This is a genomic window from Microvirga yunnanensis, assembly GCF_025460875.1.
On sequence record NZ_JAMXFI010000055.1, the window covers coordinates 1 to 20,481 of the forward strand.

The window sequence follows — 20,481 nt, forward strand, 5'->3', positions numbered from 1 at the left end:
GAGGAAGAGGCTCTTAGCGAGCTTCATGGTTAAACCTCCAAAGTTTCGAGACCCTGGGGGGCCGGGTTTTTGTGCTTCGAGTGCTTCGACGAAGCCCTAAACACGTCCCTTTTCCCCTAGTACCCGGTGGCCCGCCTTTTCGGTCGGAGACACCAGGATCACGACTGGGGTGCCCCCGTCGCTGGAGCCACATTATCCATGACTGGACCGCAGGCAACCGAATGAAGGCGCAAAACGGGCAGCAGACGGGGCTTTTCAGGGGCATGTTGCACAAACGCAACGTTCAAAGCTGGCTTCTTAACCCTTCGTTAAGACTTGGAGCCCGGAGTTCAGAAATCCTTAAGCAAAAAGGGTTTGGCGGGCGCTGCCGGGGGACCCGATGACGTCGGTGAAGGCCGCTTCGGGCTCCGACCCTAGACCGGGCCTGTGAATAACGACCGTCACGATTTCGCCAGGTCGGCTGCGGGAGCCAAAGAAAAAGGCCGGGCGAACCCGGCCTTCCCGTCGAATCGCAGAATCGTCCTGGCCTCGCGCATCGGACAATCGGGATGGCCATCTCTCCCCCGCTCGACGTCATCACCGGGCTCGTCCCGGTGATCCCGATGCGAGAGGCGCCGCGCTTTTCCGATCGGGATGGCCGGCACAAGGCCGGCCATGACGTGCGGAGGGAGCAGCGCCGGCCCTTGCCACCAACTCCACGTCATCACCGATGCGCCAGCCAGGATGTGAGCATCGGACCCGAACCCGGGTCCCGTTGTCCCGTCCGGGCCTTAAGCCACCTTCGGACCGATCACCCCGCGGCGGATCTGGTCTTCCTCGATCGATTCGAAGAGCGCCTTGAAGTTGCCCTCGCCGAATCCGTCATCGCCCTTGCGCTGGATGTACTCGAAGAAAATCGGCCCGATAGCGGTCTTTCCGAAACGCTGGAGCAGCACCTTCGTGAAGCCGCCTTCCACCACGCCCTCGCCGTCGATGAGGATTCCGTTCTGCCGGAGACGCTCGAGCGGCTCCTCGTGGCTCGGCAGGCGCTTGTCGACGCGGCCGTAGTAGATGTCGTTCGGGGCCGGCATGAACTCGAGGCCGCCCTCGATGAGCGCTTCGATGGATTCGTAGAGGTCATGCGAGCCCAAAGCCACGTGCTGGATGCCCTCGCCCTTGTACTCCTGCAGATACTCCTCGATCTGGCCGGTCTCGCCGGCGTCCTCGTTGATCGGGATCCGGATCTTGCCGTCAGGGCTGGTCATGGCGCGGGAGTGCAGTCCGGTCAGCTTTCCCTCGATGTCGAAGTAGCGGATCTGCCGGAAGTTGAAGAGGCGCTCGTAGAATCCCGCCCATTCGTTCAGACGCCCGCGATACACGTTATGGGTCAGGTGATCGATGTAATAGAGCCCGACGCCCTTCGGCTTCGGATCGGGCTCGCCGAGCCATTCGAAATCCACGTCGTAGATGGAGCCTTTGGCGCCGTAGCGGTCGACGAAGTAGATCTGGAGTCCACCGATGCCTTCGATGCCCGGGATCTCGAGCTCGTTGGGTCCGACCTGCGTCTCGATCGGCCTGGCGCCCATGGCGAGGGCGCGGTCGAAGGCATATTTCGCGTCGGCCACCCGGAACGCCATGGCGGGAGCCGAAGGACCGTGCTGCGAGGCGAAACGCTCCGCGAAGGAGCCGGGCTGCGCGTTGACGATGAAGTTGATGTCGCCCTGGCGATAGAGGGTCACGGTCTTGGACCGGTGCCTCGCGACCGCGCTGAAGCCCATGGTCTTGAACAGGCGATCGAGGGCCCGCGGGTCGGGATGGCAGAATTCGACGAATTCGAATCCGTCCGTCCCCATGGGGTTGTCTTCGGAGATGGCCGCCGGGGGCGCATCGTGCGGGAAAGGTCCCATGATTTTCCTCCTGGTATGCTGCCGTCGACCGACGGGCCTCGGCTTGTGGAAACAACGCACTCGCCCCGGGGCGGATGCGATTCGTGTTCAGGTCGCGTCGGGCTGGTTGGCCGGAGCCGCGTCATGAAAGGCCTTGTGCGCCGAGCAGGCCGCATCCACGGCGGCGATCTTCGGATAGGCCTCGAGGGGGACGTTGAAACGTCGTGCGTTGAAGACCTGCGGCACGAGATAGACATCCGCCAGGGTGATCTTGGACCCGAACGCGAAGGGCCCGGGCCCGAGCAGGGCCTCGATGGCCTCGAAGCCCTCGCGGATCCAATGGGCATACCACTGGTCGGCGGTCGCCTGATCGTGCCCGAGGCGGTTCTTGAGGTAGGCCAAGGTCCCGGAATTGTTGAGCGGGTGGATATCGCAGGCGATCAGGCTGGCGATCGCCCTCACCTTGGCCCGGGTCACCGCGCCCACCGGCAGCAGCGGCGGCTCCGGATAGACCTCGTCCAGGTATTCGAGGATCGCCGGAGACTGGATCAGCGTGGCGGCTCCGATCTCGAGGGACGGCACGCGCCCCTGCGGATTGATCGCCCTGTAAGTCTCCTCGCGCTGCTCCCCCTTCAGCAGGTTGACCGGGACGGACTCGTACGTCACGCCCTTCAGGTTGAGGGCGATCCGGACCCGGTAGGCGGCGGACGACCGGAAATAGGTGTAGAGCTTCACGCGTCGCCCTCCTCGAGGTCTCGCGGCGCGAGCAGCCGGGCTTGTTGCGTCAGCTTCTCGATCAGGGACGAAAGCGCCCGCCGCTCGTCGGATGTCAGGACGGACAGGAGACGCTCCTCGACGGCCAGAGCCTCGGGAGCAACGGCCTCGTAGATCTCCCGCCCCCGCGGCGTCAGAGCCAGCCACTCCTCCCGGCGGTCGTCGAGATTGGGGCGCCGGACGACGAGCCCCCGCTTCTCCAGCGCCGAGACGGCGCGCGAGACGGTCGACTTGTGCATGACCCCGTCGGGCGCCATGTCCCGCGCCGTGCGCAGCTCGTACTGCCCGAGGGTCACGATGACCCGCCAGGCCGGGATCGAAAGGCCGTAGCGCTCGGCATAGATCTGCGCGAGCGCGCTCGAGGTCAGCCCGGCCAGAACATTGAGCCGGTACGGGAGAAATGCCTCGAGAACCACCAGCGGGTCGGGCGGACGCTTCTTCGCTGCGGATCCGGTTGCCATCGCGACCTCAATCGTTGCACAGGCAACCAATACCACAATTCGTTGCACGAGCAACCAGGTTTTCTGCCGCTGGGTCAGAGGCCCACAACGGAACGGCGTGGCCGGATATCCCCCGACCACGCCGTCATCGATGCGCGACCGCCCTGCGACGCCGCTGGAACGAACGGCGCCAAGGGCTCTGGAAACCGTGCCTTATGCCCGCCCGCGGGTGCGGATCATGAAGGTGTCGAAGGCGTATTCGTTGAGCTGCCACCAGGGCAGGACATCGCTGCGATAGGCCACCATGGAATCGTAGGCCTTCTTGAAGTCGGCGTTCTTGGCCGAGAGCTCGGCATAGAGCTCGTTCGCGGCCTTCAGGGAGGCTTCCAGGATGGCCGGCGAGAAGGTGCGCAGCTCCGCGCCCGCGCCGACCATGCGGCGCAGGGCCTGGCCGTTCACCGCATCGTACTTGGCCAGCATCCAGTTGTTGGCGGCTTCCGTCGCCTGGCTCATGATCGCCTGGTACTGCTTCGGCAGCTCGTTCCACTTCTGCTGGTTGACCACGAGGTGCAGCATGGCGCCGCCCTCCCACCAGCCGGGAGCGTAGTAGTACTTCGCGACCTTCAGGAAGCCGAGCTTCTCGTCGTCGTAGGGACCGACGAACTCGGCCGCGTCGAGGGTGCCGCGCTCGAGGGCCGGATAGACGTCGCCGGGGGCGACCTGCTGCGGCACGACGCCGAGCTTGGCCAGGACCTGCCCGCCCAGGCCGCCGATGCGGAACTTGAGCCCCTTCAGGTCGTCGACCGTATTGATTTCCTTGCGGAAGAAGCCGCCCATCTGGGCGCCGGAATTGCCGCAGACCAGGGAGGTGCAGTTATACCGGGCCAGCACGTCGTTGATGATCTCCCGGCCGCCGGCGAAGTGCCACCAGGAATGGAGCTGGCGGGCGTTGAGGCTGAAGGGCAGGCCCGTGCCCATGCCGAGGGCCGGCTCCTTGCCGATATAGTAGTAGAGCGGGGTATGGGCGCATTCGACCGAGCCGTTCTGCACCGCGTCCATGGCCTGAAGGCCGCCGACGATCTCGCCCGGGGCGAAGACCTGGATCTGGAACTTGTTGTCGGTCGCCTCCGCCATGTACTTGGCGAAGGTCTGCGCGGTGCCGAAGATCGTGTCCAGGGATTTCGGGAAGCTCGAGGTCAGACGCCAGCGGATCTCGGGCATGCTCTGCGCGATCGCCGGCGCGGCCACCGTTCCGGCCGCGGCCGCCAGCCCTGCCCCCTTCAGGAAGTTTCTTCTCTTCATCGTCGTCATTGGCGTTTCCCCGGAAAGCATTCTGTTGCAAGTTGAAAGGACCATAACAACCCGGTCGGTGGCAATGAAGCTCTCCTCCCTCAACCAAGGCCGTGACGGCCGCCTCGTCATCGTGTCGAAAGACCTGACCCGCGCGACAGACGCTTTTTTCATTGTTCCGACGCTTCAGCAAGCCTTGGACGATTGGGAAAAAGTCGAGCCTCAGCTGCGGGATCTCGCGGAGCAGCTGGAGCACGGTTCGGTGCCGGCCTTCCGCTTCCACGAGCACGATTGCGCGTCGCCCCTGCCCCGGGCCCATCAATGGGCGGACGGCTCGGCCTACGTGAACCACGTGGAGCTGGTCAGGAGAGCGCGCGGCGCCGAGATGCCGGCCTCCTTCTGGACCGATCCGCTCATGTATCAGGGCGGGTCCGATTCCTTCCTCGGCCCGCGCGAGCCGATCCTGGCCGTCGACGAGGCCCATGGGATCGACTTCGAGGCGGAGGTCGCGGTGATCACCGGCGACGTGCCGATGGGCGCGACCGTCGAGGAGGCGGCCGGGGCCATCCGCCTGATCGTCCTGGTCAACGACGTCTCCCTGAGAAACCTGATTCCCGCCGAGCTCGCGAAGGGCTTCGGCTTCTTCCACGCCAAGCCCTCCTCGGCGCTCTCGCCCGTGGCCGTCACGCCGGACGAGCTGGGCGAGGCCTGGGACGGCGGCCGGCTCCACCTGCCCCTGCTCTCGAGCCTCAACGGCCGGCCTTTCGGCAGGCCCGACGCGGGCACCGACATGACCTTCGACTTCCCGACCCTGATCGCCCACGCGGCCAGGACCCGGCCCCTGGGCGCCGGCACGATCATCGGGTCCGGCACCGTGTCCAACAAGGACGAGGCCGGCGGGCCGGGCCGGCCTGTCGACCAGGGCGGCCTCGGCTATTCCTGCCTGGCGGAGCTGCGCACCGTGGAGACCATCCTCCAGGGCGAGCCCAGGACGCCCTTCATGCGCTTCGGCGACACGATCCGCATCGAGATGAAGGACCGCGAGGGTCACTCGATCTTCGGCGCCATCGAGCAGGACGTGCGATCCCACCGGGCCGACGGCTAAGGGCCGGGCGCCCCGCTTCGAACGAAAGGCCGCCGGAGGGCTCCGGCGGCCTTTTGCGTTCGCGAAGAGCGGAAAGCCTTCATGGCGCGGGCCGCGCCGGCGACCCGAAGGGCCGCGCCAGCGAAGACCGGGTCCCCTTTTCCGTCCGATGCGCTAGGTTCATGCTCTCGGCACAGCACGGAGCGCCCCATGGATGACCACGTGTACAAGATCGTCGAACTCGTCGGCTCGTCCGAGACCAGCATCGAGGATGCCATTCAGACCGCGATCAGACGGGCGAGCCAGACCCTCAGGAACCTGCGCTGGTTCGAGGTCGTCCAGACCCGCGGCCATGTGGAGGGCGGCGAGGTGCGCCATTACCAGGTGATGATCAAGGCCGGCTTCACCCTTGAGGCGGGCGGGTAAGCAGGCGCTTTCACCCCACCCCCGTCCTGTCATGGCACCCTCCGCCCTTCCCGCCACCCTCTCACGTCATGGCCGGCCTTGTGCCGGCCATCCCGATCGGAAGGGCTCGGCGTTCCAGACCATCGAGATCACCGGGACGAGCCCGGTGATGACGTGGAGGGTGGTGTGAGGCCGGGGATCAACGGGGTGTTACGATACCGCGACCGCTACTTCACCTCGGTCTCGTAGACGTAGAGGGTGGACTTGTCGTCCTCGGGCATGAAGTAGCCGCGGATCCCGGACTCGCTCGCCTCCATCCAGACCGGGTTGTGGGTCATGTCCATGCCGCCGGCGGTCCAGAGCAGCACCGGCGTCTGGAAGATCAGGCGGCCGTCGGAGAGACTGACCAGATCAAGCCCGCCGAGGCGGAACAGCGGAGCATCGGGCGTCACGCGCATCTCGGTCACGCCGGAGCACAGCATGCGGCTCTTGCCGGCATATTTGCAGTCCTGGTAGTCGAGATAGTGCGAGGTGTTGAGCGCCCTCAGCTTTTCGGGCGCCTCGCCCGCGTTGGTGGGCTTGCCGCTCTCGTCGAGGGACCAGCGATAGAAGCGGCGCGAGCCCCAGCTCACCCCGTGCAGGGTCTTGTCGTCGGTGTTGTGCACCACGCCGCCCACGTGATCCGGAAAGCGGAACATCTCCTCGGCCTTCATGGTCTCCGGATCGACCCTGTACACGATGGAGCGGCTGTTCGGCCGGTACTCGGCCACGGGGACCCAGATGAACTTCCCGTCGTAGTCGATCCCGCCCGGATGATAGACCGTGCCCTCGCCGAGGGTGATGTCGGCGACGAGGTTGCCCTTCATGTCGAGCTTGAACAGATGCCCGACGCCGGCCCCCGTGTCGCGGTCGTAGCCGTCGACCGGCTGCGGGAAGCGCTTGGTCGGCTCCTTGATCTCCACCGAGGACACGAACAGCGTGTCGCCGATCTTCACCATGCCCTGCGGGTGATGGGTCACGAAGTTGATCGGCACCGCCGAGACGGGCTTCCACTGGGTGCCGCGCGAGAGCTTCGTCACGCGGTCGGCCAGGGCGTCCCGGTCGGGCTCGGCGGCCATCAGGGCGGCCGGCATGGCGGCCAGGCAGGCCATCGTCAGCATCGTGGCCAGGCCACGTCTCGAAAAGCACTCCATCGCGTTCCTCCAAAAGTGACGATTCCGCTTCTAGAGCATCGGACCCGAAAGTGGACCCACTTTTGGGATCGGATCCGATGCTCCACTCTCGGCTGGCGCATCGTTCGGGGCGGACCCGAAGGGCCACGCAAGTGAAAACCGGATCCACTTTTCCGCACGATGCGCTAGCGAGCGGGTGATGTCACTTTAGTGAAGTCCGAGCTTCTGTCAGACTCTCCTCCCACGTCATCACCGGGCTTGTCCCGGTGATCCCGATGCGGTGAGGCACGGCGCTTCTCCGTATCGGGATGGCCGGGACAGGCCCGGCCATGACATTGGGAGGGTGTCATCACCCGACCACATACGCACCACGTCATCACCGGGCTTGTCCCGGTGATCTCGATACGAGAGGCGCGGCGTCCTTCCGATCGGGATGGCCGGCACAAGGCCGGCCATGACGTGGGAGGGTGGCAGGAAGGGCGGAGGGTGCCATGACGTGGGGAGGGTGTTCGCACCGCCTCGTCCCACCCTCCACGTCATCACCGGGCTCGTCCCGGTGATCCCGATTGTTTGTGGCGCAGCGCCTTCCGGATCGGGATGGCCGGGACAGGTCCGGCCATGACGTGGAGGGTGGCGCTGACCCCTACCCCTCCAGCTCCTCGCGCAGCATCTCGAGCTCGAGCCAGCGCTCCTCGGCCGCGTGGAGATCGGCCTGGAGCTGCGTGAGCGCGTCCATGGCCTTCTGGAAGCGGGCGGGATCGCGGGCGTAGAGGTCCGGGTCGGCCAGGATCTCGTTCACCCGGGCGATCTTGGCCTCGAGCTCGCCCATGCGCTGCGGCAGGGTCTTGAGGGCGTGCTGCTCGTTGGACGAGAGCCTCCGCCTGACCTGGGACCGCACCTGGGGCTGCGCCGCGACCGCCGCCGGCCGTTCGGCGCTCTTCGCCCTGGCCTGCTTCTCGACGGCGCGGGCCTGGACGCCCTGGCCGCGCTGCGCCACCATGTCGGTGTAGCCGCCCGCATATTCGAGCCAGCGGCCCGCGCCCTCCGAGACGAGCACGGAACTGACCGTGCGGTCGAGGAAGTCGCGGTCGTGGCTGACCAGGATCACGGTGCCGGAATAGTCCTGGATCATCTCCTCCAGGAGGTCGAGGGTTTCGAGATCCAGATCGTTGGTGGGCTCGTCGAGCACCAGGAGATTCGAGGGCTGCGCCAGGGCGCGGGCCAGCATGAGGCGGTTGCGCTCCCCGCCCGAGAGCACGCCCACGGGGGTGCGGGCCTGTTCGGGCGCGAACAGGAAGTCCTTCATGTAGCCGACGACGTGCTTGGTCTGCGTGCCGATGGTGACCGTGTCGCCGCGCCCGCCGGTGAGGGTCTCGGCCACGGTGGCGTCGGGATCGAGGCTCGCGCGGCGCTGGTCGAGGGTGACCATCTGCAGGTTGGAACCCAGCCGCACCCGGCCCTCGTCCGGCTCCAGGGCGCCGGTGAGCAGGTTGATGAGCGTCGTCTTGCCGGCGCCGTTGGGCCCGATGATGCCGAGGCGGTCGCCGCGCAGGACGCGCAGGGACAGGTTCGACACGATGGGGCGGTCGCCATAGGATTTCGAGATGCCCTCGGCCTCGACCACGAGGGTGCCGGACTGCTCGGCCTCGGCGAGGCTCATGGAGACCGTGCCGACGGCCCGGTTGCGGTCGCGGTACTGCTGGCGCATGGCGTGGAGATTGCCGAGGCGGCGCACGTTGCGCTTGCGCCGCGCCGTCACGCCGTAGCGGAGCCAGTCCGCCTCGGCCACGAGCTTGCGTCCGAGCTTGTGGTGCTCGGCCTCCTCCTGCTCCAGCACCTGGTCGCGCCATTCCTCGAAATGGGCGAAGCCCCGGTCCATGCGGCGGGTCCGGCCCCGGTCGAGCCAGACGGTCGCCTGCGACAGGCTCTCCAGGAAGCGGCGGTCGTGGCTGATGAGCACGAGGGCGGAGCGCAGGCTCTTCAACTCGCCCTCGAGCCATTCGATCACCGGCAGGTCGAGATGGTTCGTGGGCTCGTCGAGGAGCAGGATGTCGGGTTCGGGCGCGAGCACGTGGGCGAGCGCCGCCCGGCGGGCCTCGCCGCCGGAGAGAGCGGCGGGCTTCTCCTCGCCGGTGAGCCCGAGCTGCTCCAGCAGGTAGCGCGCCCGGTAGGGATCGTCCCCCGGCCCCAGGCCCGCCTCCACATAGGCGAGCGTCGTCGGATAGGCGGAGAGGTCCGGCTCCTGGGCCAGGTAGCGCACGGTGGCGCCCGGCTGCACGAACCGCTTGCCGCGGTCCGCCTCCACGAGGCCTGCGGCGATTTTGAGCAGGGTGGACTTGCCCGAGCCGTTGCGGCCCACGAGGCAGGCCCGCTCGCCCGGCGAAACGGAGAGGTCCGCGCTCTCGATCAGCGGCGTGCCGCCGAAGGTGAGAGCCATGTCCTGGAGGAGAAGAAGAGGAGGAAGCGCCATCGCCGCTCACCTGACACCTCTTGGTCGCAGATGCAAGACCGCCGGCCCCGGTCGAGGACGGCCCGGAGGCTGGGTCAAAGCGTCCCCTCGCCATCGTGGCCGGGCTCGCCCCGGCCGTCTCGATCCGGAGGGCGTCGTTTCTCGTCATCACCGACACGAGGCCGGTGACGACGTGAGAGGAATCGACGACGCCGCATTGGCCGGGCTCCAAGGCAATCCGGGTTCATTTTGCCCGAACGATGCGCGATGAAGGGTGGACGGTCGCCGACATTTGTGGTCCCCTTTCCCACATCAAGCTGAGCGTTTGCATGACACTGACGAGGCGTCTGCTTCTTCTTGCCGTGATCTCGGTTCTGCCGGCGATCGTCATCTGGACCTACACGGAAGTCTCTCTGCGCCGCGCCCGCGAAGCCGAGGTGAACGATCTCGCCGTCAGGCAGGCGCAGCTGGTGGGCGCCGAGCTCGAGCGGATCTTCGACGGCATCCACAGCCTGCTGCTCGCCATCGACGAGATTCCATCCATCCGCGCCTTCGATACGCCGAGCTGCAGCCCCTATCTGAAGGCCATCCAGGAAAAGGTGCCCTACGTGCTGTCCTTCGTGGCGATGGACATCAGCGGGCACATCCGCTGCCACCCGACCGGGACCGTCGACACGCAGCACTACTTCGCCGACAGGCCCTATTTCCATCACGCCCTGTCCGAAAAGGGCATGGTCGTCGGCGAATACACGCCCGTCTTCGAGGAAGGCGCGCTTCCTCCCCGTCCCGTGCTTCCGCTCGCCCTGCCGATCTGGAACGACCGGGGCGACGTGATCGGCGTCCTCGCGGCGGCGCTCGATCTCGAATGGCTGCGCCAGAAGCTCAAGGAGCGCACCGTCCCGGAGGGCGGCTCCCTGACGGTCGCCGACCGGCGCGGCATCGTGATCGTGCAGGATCCTCAGCCGGAGCGCATGCTCGGCAGGCTCCTGCCGCAGGAATACCTGCTCCAGGCCAAGGCGAAGGAGGCGGGCACCGCGGAGACCACCAGCCTCGACGGCATTCGCCGGATCGTCGGCTACATCCCGCTCACGCTCCCCCCGCGGGACGTCTCCATCACGGTGGGCCTGTCCACGAAGGCCGCCTTCGCGTCGATCAACCAGGCGGCGAAGCGCGGCTTCATGCTGATCGCGGCCGCGCTCATCCTGGCCCTGTCCCTGTCCGCCCTGCTGAGCCGCGCCTTCATCACGCGGCCGTTCGAGCTCGTGACCGACGGCATCCGGGCCTGGCGCCAGGGCGACTACCAGGCCCGCATCGACCTGCCGGGCAAGTCGGGCGAGTTCGGCATCCTGGCGCGGGCGTTCAACGATTTGATGGACGACGTGGCGGAGCGGCAGCACGCGCTTCAGGCCAGCGAGGAGCGTGCGCGCCTGGCCCTCGAGGCGGGCCATATGGGCACCTGGTGGTACGATCCGAACAAGGGCGTCGGAGGCTGGTCGACCCAGGCGACCGCCATGCTCGGCTATCCGCACGCCAGCGAGACCATGGACCAGCAGTACTGGCTCGACATCCTCCATCCCGAGGATCTCGAGCGCGTCGTCCAGAGATGGCGCGAGGCCGTCCGGAACCAGGGCGACTACCAGGACGAGTATCGCATCCGCCGCCCGGACGGGAGCATCCGCTGGATCAACTCCAAGGGCCGGGTGTTCTTCGACATCCAGAAGAAGCCGTTCTACTTCGTCGGGATCTTCCAGGACATCACCGAGCAGAAGCACGCGGAGGAGCAGCAGCGGTTCTTCCTGGACGAGCTGAATCACCGGGTGAAGAACACGCTGACCACCGTGCAGTCGATCGCGTCGCAGACCCTGCGCACGACCGAGACGTCCGCGCAGTTCAAGGAGGCCTTCGAGGGCCGGCTGCTGGCCCTGTCGAAGACGCACAACCTGCTGACGCGCAAATCCTGGCGCGAGGCGGAGCTGCGCGACGTGGCCGAGCAGGAGCTCGCCCCCTACCGCAAGCCGGGCGACGAACGGGTCGTCCTGACCGGTCCGGACGTCCGCCTGCCGGCGCGCTACGCCATCAATCTGGGCCTCGTGCTGCACGAGCTGGTGACGAACGCCGCCAAGTACGGGGCGCTCTCGACCAATGCCGGACATCTCGACATGAGCTGGACCATCGTCGAGAACGAGGACCGCCCGGATCAGCTGCGCATCCACTGGACGGAGCGCGGCGGGCCGCCGGTCGCGCCGCCCAAGCGCCAGGGCTTCGGCTCGCGCCTGATCCGCCGCAGCATCGAGGGCGAGCTCGGCGGCTACATGGTGCTCAACTTCGCGGAGGGCGGCGTCGCCTACGACATCTCCGTGCCGCTCGCGCACGTTGCGAAATCGTCGGACGCGAAAGCGGATCCCGCGCTCGTGATCAATCCGGTGCTGCCTTCGTAAACGCGCGCGAGAGCAGTGTTCGGACCGGCCCCGGAGGGCCGCGTCAGCGGCCCGCTTTCGTCCGCACGACCCTCCGCATGTCATGGCCGGCCCTGTGCCGGCCATCCCGATCCGGTGAGGCTCGGCGCCTCAGACAATCGAGATCACCGGGACGAGCCCGGTGATGACGTGAGAGGGTGGTGTGAGCGGGTGATGATACCCTCCACACGTCATGGCCGGCCTTGTGCCGGCCATCCCGATCCGGTGAGGCTCGGCGCCTCTCGGAAGCGGGATCACCGGGACAAGCCCGGTGATGACGTGGAGAAGGTGGCAAGGGCCGGTGACAACACCCTCCCCACGTCATGGCCGGGCCTGTCCCGGCCATCCCGATTGTCCGAGGCTCCACTCGTGGCTAGCGCAGCAGCATGGCCAGAAGACGGTTCATGCGCCCGCCATAGGGCGGCCTCGTCATGCCGGCGCCGTTGACGCGCGCTTGGTGGAACACCGACCGCGCATGGCTGAAGGTCCTGAACCCGGCCTCGCCGTGATAGGCCCCCATGCCGCTCGCGCCCACGCCCCCGAAGGGCAGCTCCTCCTGCACGCAGTGGAGGAGCGTGTCGTTGACCGCGACGCCGCCGGAGACCGTCCGGGCGAGGACGCGGTCCACCAGCGCCCGGTCGCGGCCGAACAGGTAGAGGGCGAGCGGATGCGGCCGGGCCGCCAGGAACCGGCAGGCGGCCTCGACGTCGTCGTACGGGATCACCGGCAGGATCGGGCCGAAGATCTCCTCGCCCATGACGAGGGCATCGTCGGGCACGCCGGTCAGGACGACGGGGGCGATCTTGCGCCCGGCGGCATCGAAGGAGTCCCGACCCGGATTGATCTCGTGGATTCCGGCCCCGCGGGCCCGGGCGTCGGCGACGAGACGGTTCAGCCGCGCGACATGCCGCTCGCTGACGATGGCCGTGTAGTCGGGATTGCCCGCGAGCGTCGGATAGAGCCGCGACACCGCCCGGCGATAGGCCGCCACGAAGGCCTCCTGGCTCCCGCGGGGCACGAGCACGTAGTCGGGCGCGATGCAGGTCTGCCCGGCGTTGAACAGCTTGCCCACGGCGATGCGCTCGGCCGCCCGGTCGAGGGAATAATCCGCCAGCACGAGGGCGGGCGACTTGCCGCCCAGCTCCAGGGTCACCGGCACCAGGTTCTCGGCCGCCGCCCGCATGACCTCGCGGCCGACCGCCGTGGAGCCGGTGAAGAGCAGGTGATCGAGCTTCAGCCGCGCGAAGGCTTTCGCCACGTCGGGCCCGCCTGGCACGACCGCGACCTCGGCCGGGTCGAACACCTGGCCGACGACCTGCTCCAGCAGCGCGGACGTGCGGGGCGTGATCTCGGACGGCTTGATCATCACCCGGTTCCCCGCCGCGAGCGCCCCGGCGAGCGGCGAGAGCGTGAGCTGGACCGGATAGTTCCAGGGGCCGATGATGCCCACCACGCCGAGGGGCTGATACAGGACCCGTCCCCGGCCGGGCTGGAACATCCAGTCGATCGGGCGCCGCCGCGGCCTCATCCAGCGGCGGAAGTTCTTGCGCGCGTGGCGCAGGGCCGCCACGACGGCATAGACGTCGGCGAGCTTCGTCTCGTGGACGGACCGGTGCCCGAAATCCGCCGCGACGGCCGCGGCGAAATCCTCCGCATGGCGGACGAGGGCCGTGGCGAGCGCATCGAGGCCCTCGACCCGGCGCTCCGGCGTGACGGGCCCGCGCTCGGCCAGGGCCGCTCGCTGGGCGTTGAGGCAGGCCTGCAGGCGGTCTCGCACCGGGTTGGGGACGGCGTCGTGCACGGTTTCGGAAGCTCCACCGGATGAACGGGATGATATGGCGGACCCGGCGGCATTCTCAACATGAGCGCGGCCGACACGGATTGACGTTGCGGCCGGGATGGCAAGGATGGTGCGACCCATCCAGCAGGAGCATGATGTTGAGCGGCCCCTCCCCCGTGCTGTCGATCGAGAACCTTTCCGTGGGGCTTCCCGCCCTGGCCGACCGGCAGCACGCGATCAGGGACCTGTCGCTTGCCATCAATCCGGGCGAGACCCTCTGCGTCGTGGGCGAATCCGGCTCCGGCAAGTCGATGACCGCCATGGCGACCATCGGGCTCCTGCCGCCGGGCGTCCGGGTCCTGTCCGGGTCGATCCGGCTCGCCGGCCGCGATCTCCTCGCCCTCGACGAGGCCGGCTGGTGCGACGTGCGCGGCCGCGAGGTCGGCACCGTGTTCCAGGAGCCGATGACCTCGCTCAACCCGGTGATGCGGGTGGCGGACCAGATCGCCGAGACGTTCCGCACCCACGGGCTCCTCACCGCGGCCGAGCGCGAACGGCGCGTGCTCGACCTCCTGGCGGAGGTCAACCTGCCGAACCCGGGGCTGATCGCCAAGGCCTATCCGCACGAACTCTCCGGCGGCCAGCGTCAGCGGGTGATGATCGCCATGGCGCTCGCCCTCGAGCCCAAGCTCCTCATCGCGGACGAGCCGACCACGGCCCTCGACGTGACCACCCAGGCCCAGGTCCTGAAGCTCATCGACAACCTGCGCCGCAAGAAGGGCACGGCGGTCCTGTTCATCACCCACGATTTCGGCGTGGTGGCGGAGATCGCCGACCGGGTCGCCGTCCTGCAGCAGGGCGAGCTCGTCGAGCAGGGAACCGCCGAGGAGGTGCTGACCCGCCCGCAGCACCCCTACACCCGGCGCCTCCTGGCGGCGGTGCCTTCGCTGACGCCCCCCGGGCCGAAGCCGCTGGAAGGCCAGCCCATCGTCCTCAAGGTCGACGCCCTGACCAAGACCTATGGCGGGCGCGGCTTCCTGAGGAAGAGCCGCGAGGTCCAGGCCGCCGACGGGGTGAGCTTCGACATCCGCCGCGGCGAGACCCTGGGGCTGGTGGGCGAATCCGGCTCCGGCAAGTCGACGGTCGGGCGCTGCGTCCTGCGCCTGATCGAGCCGGATGGCGGCGCCATCGCGATCGGGGATCTCAGCTTCGGCGCCCTGTCCCAGCGCGCGCTGCGCCCGCACCGGCGCCGGATCCAGATGGTGTTCCAGGACCCGTTCGCGTCCCTCAATCCGCGCCGTACGGTCGGGCGCATCATCGCCGAGGGGCCGATCACGCAAGGGGAGGATCCGGCCAGGGCCCTGGACGAGGCCCGCATCCTCCTGGACAAGGTCGGCCTGTCGGCGACGGCCGCCGAGCGCTACCCGCACGAGTTCTCCGGCGGCCAGCGCCAGCGCATCGGCATCGCCCGGGCGCTCGCCATGAAGCCCGACGTGCTGGTGGCCGACGAGGCCGTCTCGGCCCTCGACGTGTCGGTCCAGGCGGAGATCCTCAGGCTGATCCGCGGGTTGCAGGAGGAGCTCGGGCTTGCCATCCTGTTCATCACCCACGATCTGCGGGTCGCCGCCCAGATCTGCGACCGCGTGGCAGTCATGCAAAAAGGTCGGATTGTGGAAATGGCCGAAACCGCGCAACTCTTCGCCCATCCGCGCGACGCGTATACGCGCCAGCTCCTGGCCGCGGTGCCGGGCATGAACACAATGATTTAGGGAGACGAAACCCATGAACGATCAGGTCGGCGCGAGCCTCGCGCCCAGCATGGTGTTACAGAATCTCATCGGCGGGCGCGAGCGCCCGGCCTCGGACGGCCTCACCCTCGACGTGCTCTCGCCGATCGACGGCTCGCTGCTCGCCCGGATCGCGGCCGGGACCGCCCAGGACATCGACGAGGCCGTGACGGCGGCCCGTTCCGCCTTCGAGGGCGCCTGGGGCAGGCTCACCGCGACGGAGCGCGGGCGCCTGCTCATGAAGCTCGCGGCGGCCGTCGAAGCCCATGCGGACGAACTCGCCCTCCTGGAGAGCCGCGACAACGGCAAGCCCCTGCGCCAGTCCCGCGCCGACGCCATCGCGCTCGCCCGCTATTTCGAGTTCTACGGCAGCGCCGCGGACAAGCTGCACGGGGACGTGATCCCCTATCTCAACACCCATTTCATCGGCGTCGAGCGGGTGCCGCACGGGGTGACCGGGCACATCGTGCCCTGGAACTACCCGATGCAGATCTTCGGCCGCTCGGTCGGCGCCGCCCTGGCGGCCGGGAACGCCACCGTGGTGAAGCCCGCCGAGGATGCCTCGCTGACGATCCTGCGCGTGTCGGCGCTGGCCCGCGAGGCCGGCTTCCCGGACGGCGCCCTCAACGTGGTGACGGGCCTCGGCCGCACCGCCGGCGCGGCGCTCGCGGCCCATCCCGGCATCGATTTCCTCTCCTTCACCGGCAGCCCGGAGACCGGCACCGCCGTCCAGACGGCGGCGGCGCAGAACCATGTGGGCGTGACCCTCGAGCTCGGCGGCAAGTCGGCCCAGGTGGTGTTCGACGACGCGGAGCTCGAGCGCGCCCTGCCGGTCCTCGTCAACGCGATCATCCAGAACGGCGGCCAGACCTGCTCGGCGGGCAGCCGCCTGCTGATCCAGCGCGGCATCTTCCAGGACGTGGTCGACGCGGTGGCGGAACGGTTCCGGAGCCTGCGCGCAGGACACCCCGAGCGCGAGCCCGACCTGGGCCCGATGATCAACCAGGCCCAGCAGCGCCGCGTCCTCGCCTATCTCGAGCGCGGCCGCAACGAGGGCCTGACCGTCATCGGCGAAGGCCAGGTGGCGTCCGACGCGCCCGCCGGCGGGTTCTACGTGGCCCCGACCTTCCTGGCGCCGGTGCCGCACGGGAGCATCCTGTCCCAGGAGGAGGTCTTCGGCCCGGTCCTGGTGGCGACGCCCTTCGACGACGAGGCGGAGGCGATCCGGCTGGCGAACGGCACCCCCTACGGCCTCGCGGCCGGCGTGTGGACCCGGGACGCCATGCGCTCGACCCGCGTCGCCCGCTCCATGCGGGCCGGCCAGGTCTTCGTGAACTGCTACGGGGCCGGCGGCGGCATCGAGCTGCCCTTCGGCGGCTTCGGCCGCTCGGGCCACGGCCGCGAGAAGGGCTTCGAGGGGCTCATCGAGTTCACCACGACCAAGACGCTGGTCATCGCGCACGGGTAGGCCACGATCGTCCCTCCGCATGTCATCACCGGCCTTGTGCCGGCCATCCCGATCCTGTGAAGCGCCGCGCTTCTCCGCATCGGGATCACCGGCACAAGGCCGGTGATGACCAAGGATCAGCGGGACAAGCCCGGCCCTGACGTCGGAGGGGGGCACTCCTCACTCACCACTCCTAACCCTCCCCTGGCGGGGACAGAAAAAGCACATCGAAAGGGAAGAACCATGAATCGCCTCGAGGGCAAGGTGGCGCTGGTCACGGGCGCCGGGTCCGGTTTCGGTCAGGGCATCGCGGAAACCTTCGCCCGCGAGGGCGCCAAGGTGGCCATCGTCGACATCAACGAGGCGGCGGCCAAGGCGGCCGCGGACAAGATCGGCGCCAGCGCGATCGGGCTTGCGGCCGACGTGTCGAAGGCCGCCGACGTGAATGCCGCCGTCGAGAAGACCGTGGCGGCCTTCGGCAAGCTCGACATCGTGGTCAACAATGCGGGCATCAGCCACCGCAACCGGCCGATGCTGGAGGTCGAGGAGGACGAGTTCGACCGGGTCTTCGCGGTCAACGTGAAGTCGATCTACCTCTTCGCCAAGGCGGCCGTGCCGCTGATGCAGAACCAGGGCGGCGGCGTGATCGTCAACGTGGGCTCGACCGCGGGCCTGCGCCCCCGCCCCGGCCTGACCTGGTACAACAGCACCAAGGGCGCCGTGCACACCATGACCAAGTCCATGGCCGTGGAGCTCGCCCCCAACAAGATCCGCGTCTGCGCGCTCGCTCCCGTGGCCGGCGAGACGCCGCTGCTGGCCACCTTCATGGGCGAGGACACGCCCCAGAAGCGCGAGCTGTTCGTCAACTCGATCCCGCTCGGCCGCTTCTCCACCCCGCAGGACATCGCCAACGCGGCGCTCTATCTCGCCTCCGACGAGGCCAGCATGATCACCGGCGTGGTGCTCGAGGTCGACGGCGGACGCTGCATCTGAGGCGACCGGGCGCAACCTTTCCCGCGACGGCCGGCTTGTCCCGGCCCTCGCACGGCCTCACTGACACCCTCCGCATCGGGATGGCCGGCCTTGTGCCGGCCATCCCGATGCGGTGAGGTGCGGCGCTCTATCGAAGCGGGATCACCGGCACAAGGCCGGTGCTGACGTGGAGGGTGGTATGAGCCGGTGATGACACCCTCCCCATGTCATGGCCGGCCTTGTGCCGGCCATCCCGATCGGAAGAGCACAACGCCTCTCGGAAGCGGGATCACCGGCACAAGGCCGGTGATGACGTGGAGGGTGGGACAAGCCCGGTGATGACGTGGCGGGTGGGATAGGCCCGGCCATGACGCGACGCTCTACGCCTTGGCCCATGCGAACGGCAGGGGCGCCTCCTTGAAGGCGAACCGGTCGAGATGGGAGGCGACGACGCCCTTCATGCGCTGGAGCGTCTCGTCGTCCTCGGCTTCCACGCTGACCGTCAGGCCTTCGGGATCGGCCGTCATGGTGGCGACGGCGGCGGGGAAGCGGACGATGCCCTCGTTGCCGGAGAGCTGGACGTCCAGCTTGTGGCTCCAGTGCTTGCAGAGCTGCTGGAGGTATCGGGCGCCGTTCGCGGTGGGCACCCGGGCGGTCTCTTGAGCCATTTTGTTCAAGCCTTTCATTCCGCCAGTCGCGTTGGACAGAGGGCTCCGGCGGATCTGCTCACGCCGATGATTAAGCCCCGGTCACGGCGAAGTTAAGTGAAGAATCGGTCATGGACGTCTTCCATCCGGCGCGGTCCTGCGTAAGCTGGGGCCACCGCGACCTGTCGCGGCCCGTGACCCGATGGAGTTCAAGCCCTGATGACGAAGCGCCTTCTGACCGCCGCTCTCCTTCTCTCCGTCAGCGTCATCCCGGCCTTTGCGGCCAAGACTTCCCTGGTGGTCGGCATGCCCATCGAGCCCCCGGGCCTCGATCCGACGGTCGCGGCTCCCGTGGCGATCCGCGAGGTCACCTGGGTCAATCTCTATGAAGGCCTCGTCCGCATCGACCGGACCGGCAAGGTGCAGCCGCTGCTCGCGAAGAGCTGGGAGGTCTCGCCGGACGGGCTGACCTATACGTTCCATCTCCAGGAGGGCGTGAAGTTCCACGACGGCTCGACCTTCGATTCGGCCGACGTGAAATTCGCCTTCGACCGCGCCCGCGACCCGAAATCGACCAATGCGCAGAAGCAGATCTTCGCGCCGATCGCCGCCATCGAGACGCCCGATCCCGCCACCGTGGTGATCAAGCTCAAGGAGACCTCGGGCAACTTCCTCTATTATCTCGGCTGGGGCGACGCGGTGATCGTGGCGCCGGAAACCGCCACCGGCAACGCCGCGAACCCCGTCGGCACCGGGCCGTTCAAGTTCAAGTCGTGGACGCGCGGCGACCGGGTCGAGCTCGTGCGCAATGCCGATTACTGGCAGAAGGACAAGACCAAGCTCGACAGCGTCACCTTCCGCTTCATCAACGACGCCCAGGCCCAGGTCGCGGCCCTCAAGGCGGGCGATGTCGACGCGTTCCCCAATCTCGGGGCCCCGGAGCTTTTCGCGGAGTTCCAGAAGGATGCGCGCTTCAAGGCGGTGGCCGGCAACACCGAGGGCGAGATCGTGGCCGGCATGAACAACGCCAAGAAGCCGTTCGACGACGTGCGCGTGCGCCGCGCCCTCATGCATGCGGTCGACAGGAAGGCGCTGGTCGAGGGCGCCTATTCCGGCTTCGGGCAGCCCATCGGCAGCTTCTTCTCGCCGAACAATCCGGCCTTCGTGGACACGACGAAGGTGATTCCCTACGACGTCGAGAAGGCCAAGGCGCTCCTGAAGGAGGCGGGCTACGGCAACGGCCTGTCGATCACCATCAAGTCGCCCCAGATGGCCTATGCCAGCCGCTCGGCGGAGCTGCTCTCCGCCATGATGGCCGAGGTCGGCGTCGACCTGAAGATCGTCCCGACGGAATTCCCGGCCAAGTGGATCGAGGAGGTCTTCAAGAACAAGGATTACGACGTCACCATCGTGGCCCACACGGAGCCGCTCGACATCGACATCTTCGCCCGCGACTCCTATTACTTCAATTACAAGAACGACACCTTCAAAGCCGCCGTGGCGGAGGCCGCCAGGACCACGGACGAGAAGGCGCGCTACGCGAAATACGCGGAGGCGCAGAAGATCCTGGCCGAGGACGTGCCCGCGCTCTTCCTGTTCCAGCTGCCGAAGCTCGGCGTCTGGAACGCCAAGGTGCAGGGCCTGTGGGAGAACTCGCCGATCCCGTCGAACGACGTGACGGAGGTGTCGTGGAGCGAGTGAGGCCGGCGCATCGTTTCGCGCCGGCGCCCGCGACACCGCTGCCCGGACACCTCCGACGTCATCACCGGCCTTGTGCCGGTGATCCCGATGCGAAATGCTCCGCATTCATCAAGTCGTCATGACCGGGACGAGCCCGGCCAAGACGAGGGCGGCATGTTTCGCATCCGGCTTCTCCTGCACCATCGCCCTCCCCGCCAAGGGCGGAAAGCGGG

At 67.9% G+C, this 20,481-nt stretch carries 15 protein-coding genes; 7 read left to right on the top strand and 8 right to left on the bottom strand.

The genetic code is table 11. The features are described 5' to 3' along the window. Window positions 1-770: 770 nt before the first annotated feature. The 4 genes from hppD to NF876_RS23945 form a co-directional block, all read right to left on the bottom strand. Window positions 771-1,886 carry a 4-hydroxyphenylpyruvate dioxygenase gene (gene hppD / locus NF876_RS23930; protein WP_262270962.1) on the bottom strand — a complete coding sequence of 372 codons (1,116 nt, stop codon included), beginning with the start codon at window positions 1,884-1,886 and terminating at the stop codon, window positions 771-773. An 87-nt stretch (window positions 1,887-1,973) separates the two neighbouring features. Then, window positions 1,974-2,600 (bottom strand): maleylacetoacetate isomerase, encoded by a 627-nt coding sequence (gene maiA, locus NF876_RS23935; protein WP_262270963.1) that lies wholly within the window; start codon window positions 2,598-2,600, stop codon window positions 1,974-1,976. Beyond that, window positions 2,597-3,100, bottom strand: coding sequence for a MarR family winged helix-turn-helix transcriptional regulator (locus tag NF876_RS23940; protein ID WP_262270964.1), 504 nt, complete (start codon window positions 3,098-3,100; stop codon window positions 2,597-2,599). The genes maiA and NF876_RS23940 overlap by 4 nt, the downstream gene beginning before the upstream one ends. 192 nt (window positions 3,101-3,292) lie before the next feature. After that, entirely contained in the window at window positions 3,293-4,381 is a 1,089-nt protein-coding gene (locus NF876_RS23945) for a TRAP transporter substrate-binding protein (protein ID WP_262271002.1), read from the bottom strand. A 73-nt stretch (window positions 4,382-4,454) separates the two neighbouring features. On the opposite strand from NF876_RS23945, the gene NF876_RS23950 reads away from it, so the two are divergent. Both NF876_RS23950 and NF876_RS23955 read left to right on the top strand, forming a co-directional pair. After that, window positions 4,455-5,474, top strand: coding sequence for a fumarylacetoacetate hydrolase family protein (locus tag NF876_RS23950; RefSeq protein ID WP_262270965.1), 1,020 nt, complete (start codon window positions 4,455-4,457; stop codon window positions 5,472-5,474). A 189-nt stretch (window positions 5,475-5,663) separates the two neighbouring features. Beyond that, window positions 5,664-5,879 carry a dodecin gene (locus NF876_RS23955; RefSeq protein ID WP_262270966.1) on the top strand — a complete coding sequence of 72 codons (216 nt, stop codon included), beginning with the start codon at window positions 5,664-5,666 and terminating at the stop codon, window positions 5,877-5,879. Between the two features lie 206 nt (window positions 5,880-6,085). Here the strand turns inward: NF876_RS23955 and NF876_RS23960 are convergent, their stop codons facing one another. Next, window positions 6,086-7,051: a DUF6454 family protein gene (locus NF876_RS23960; protein WP_262270967.1), complete on the bottom strand. Its 966-nt coding sequence runs from the start codon at window positions 7,049-7,051 to the stop codon at window positions 6,086-6,088. A gap of 622 nt (window positions 7,052-7,673) precedes the next feature. Further along, window positions 7,674-9,500, bottom strand: coding sequence for an ABC-F family ATP-binding cassette domain-containing protein (locus tag NF876_RS23965; RefSeq protein WP_315975067.1), 1,827 nt, complete (start codon window positions 9,498-9,500; stop codon window positions 7,674-7,676). A gap of 308 nt (window positions 9,501-9,808) precedes the next feature. On the opposite strand from NF876_RS23965, the gene NF876_RS23970 reads away from it, so the two are divergent. After that, complete coding sequence (locus NF876_RS23970; protein ID WP_262270968.1) at window positions 9,809-11,917, top strand: sensor histidine kinase; 2,109 nt, start codon at window positions 9,809-9,811, stop codon at window positions 11,915-11,917. A 391-nt stretch (window positions 11,918-12,308) separates the two neighbouring features. Here NF876_RS23970 and NF876_RS23975 read toward each other — a convergent pair whose 3' ends face one another. Beyond that, complete coding sequence (locus NF876_RS23975) at window positions 12,309-13,736, bottom strand: coniferyl aldehyde dehydrogenase (protein ID WP_262270969.1); 1,428 nt, start codon at window positions 13,734-13,736, stop codon at window positions 12,309-12,311. A gap of 134 nt (window positions 13,737-13,870) precedes the next feature. Between NF876_RS23975 and NF876_RS23980 the strand changes: the two genes are divergently transcribed. From NF876_RS23980 to NF876_RS23990, 3 genes are all read left to right on the top strand, one after another. Continuing rightward, window positions 13,871-15,484: an ABC transporter ATP-binding protein gene (locus NF876_RS23980; RefSeq protein WP_262270970.1), complete on the top strand. Its 1,614-nt coding sequence runs from the start codon at window positions 13,871-13,873 to the stop codon at window positions 15,482-15,484. A gap of 13 nt (window positions 15,485-15,497) precedes the next feature. After that, window positions 15,498-16,970, top strand: a complete 1,473-nt coding sequence (locus tag NF876_RS23985) for an aldehyde dehydrogenase family protein (protein WP_373696709.1) — start codon at window positions 15,498-15,500, stop codon at window positions 16,968-16,970. Window positions 16,971-17,192: 222 nt separating this feature from the next. Beyond that, window positions 17,193-17,942: an SDR family oxidoreductase gene (locus NF876_RS23990; RefSeq protein WP_262270971.1), complete on the top strand. Its 750-nt coding sequence runs from the start codon at window positions 17,193-17,195 to the stop codon at window positions 17,940-17,942. A gap of 359 nt (window positions 17,943-18,301) precedes the next feature. Here the strand turns inward: NF876_RS23990 and NF876_RS23995 are convergent, their stop codons facing one another. Beyond that, a complete protein-coding gene (locus NF876_RS23995; RefSeq protein WP_262270972.1) occupies window positions 18,302-18,589 on the bottom strand; it encodes a DUF2218 domain-containing protein in 288 nt (95 codons plus the stop codon). Between the two features lie 198 nt (window positions 18,590-18,787). Between NF876_RS23995 and NF876_RS24000 the strand changes: the two genes are divergently transcribed. Further along, the gene (locus tag NF876_RS24000; protein ID WP_262270973.1) at window positions 18,788-20,269 is read left to right on the top strand and encodes an ABC transporter substrate-binding protein; all 1,482 of its coding nucleotides are present in this window, start codon (window positions 18,788-18,790) and stop codon (window positions 20,267-20,269) included. Window positions 20,270-20,481 lie beyond the last annotated feature (212 nt).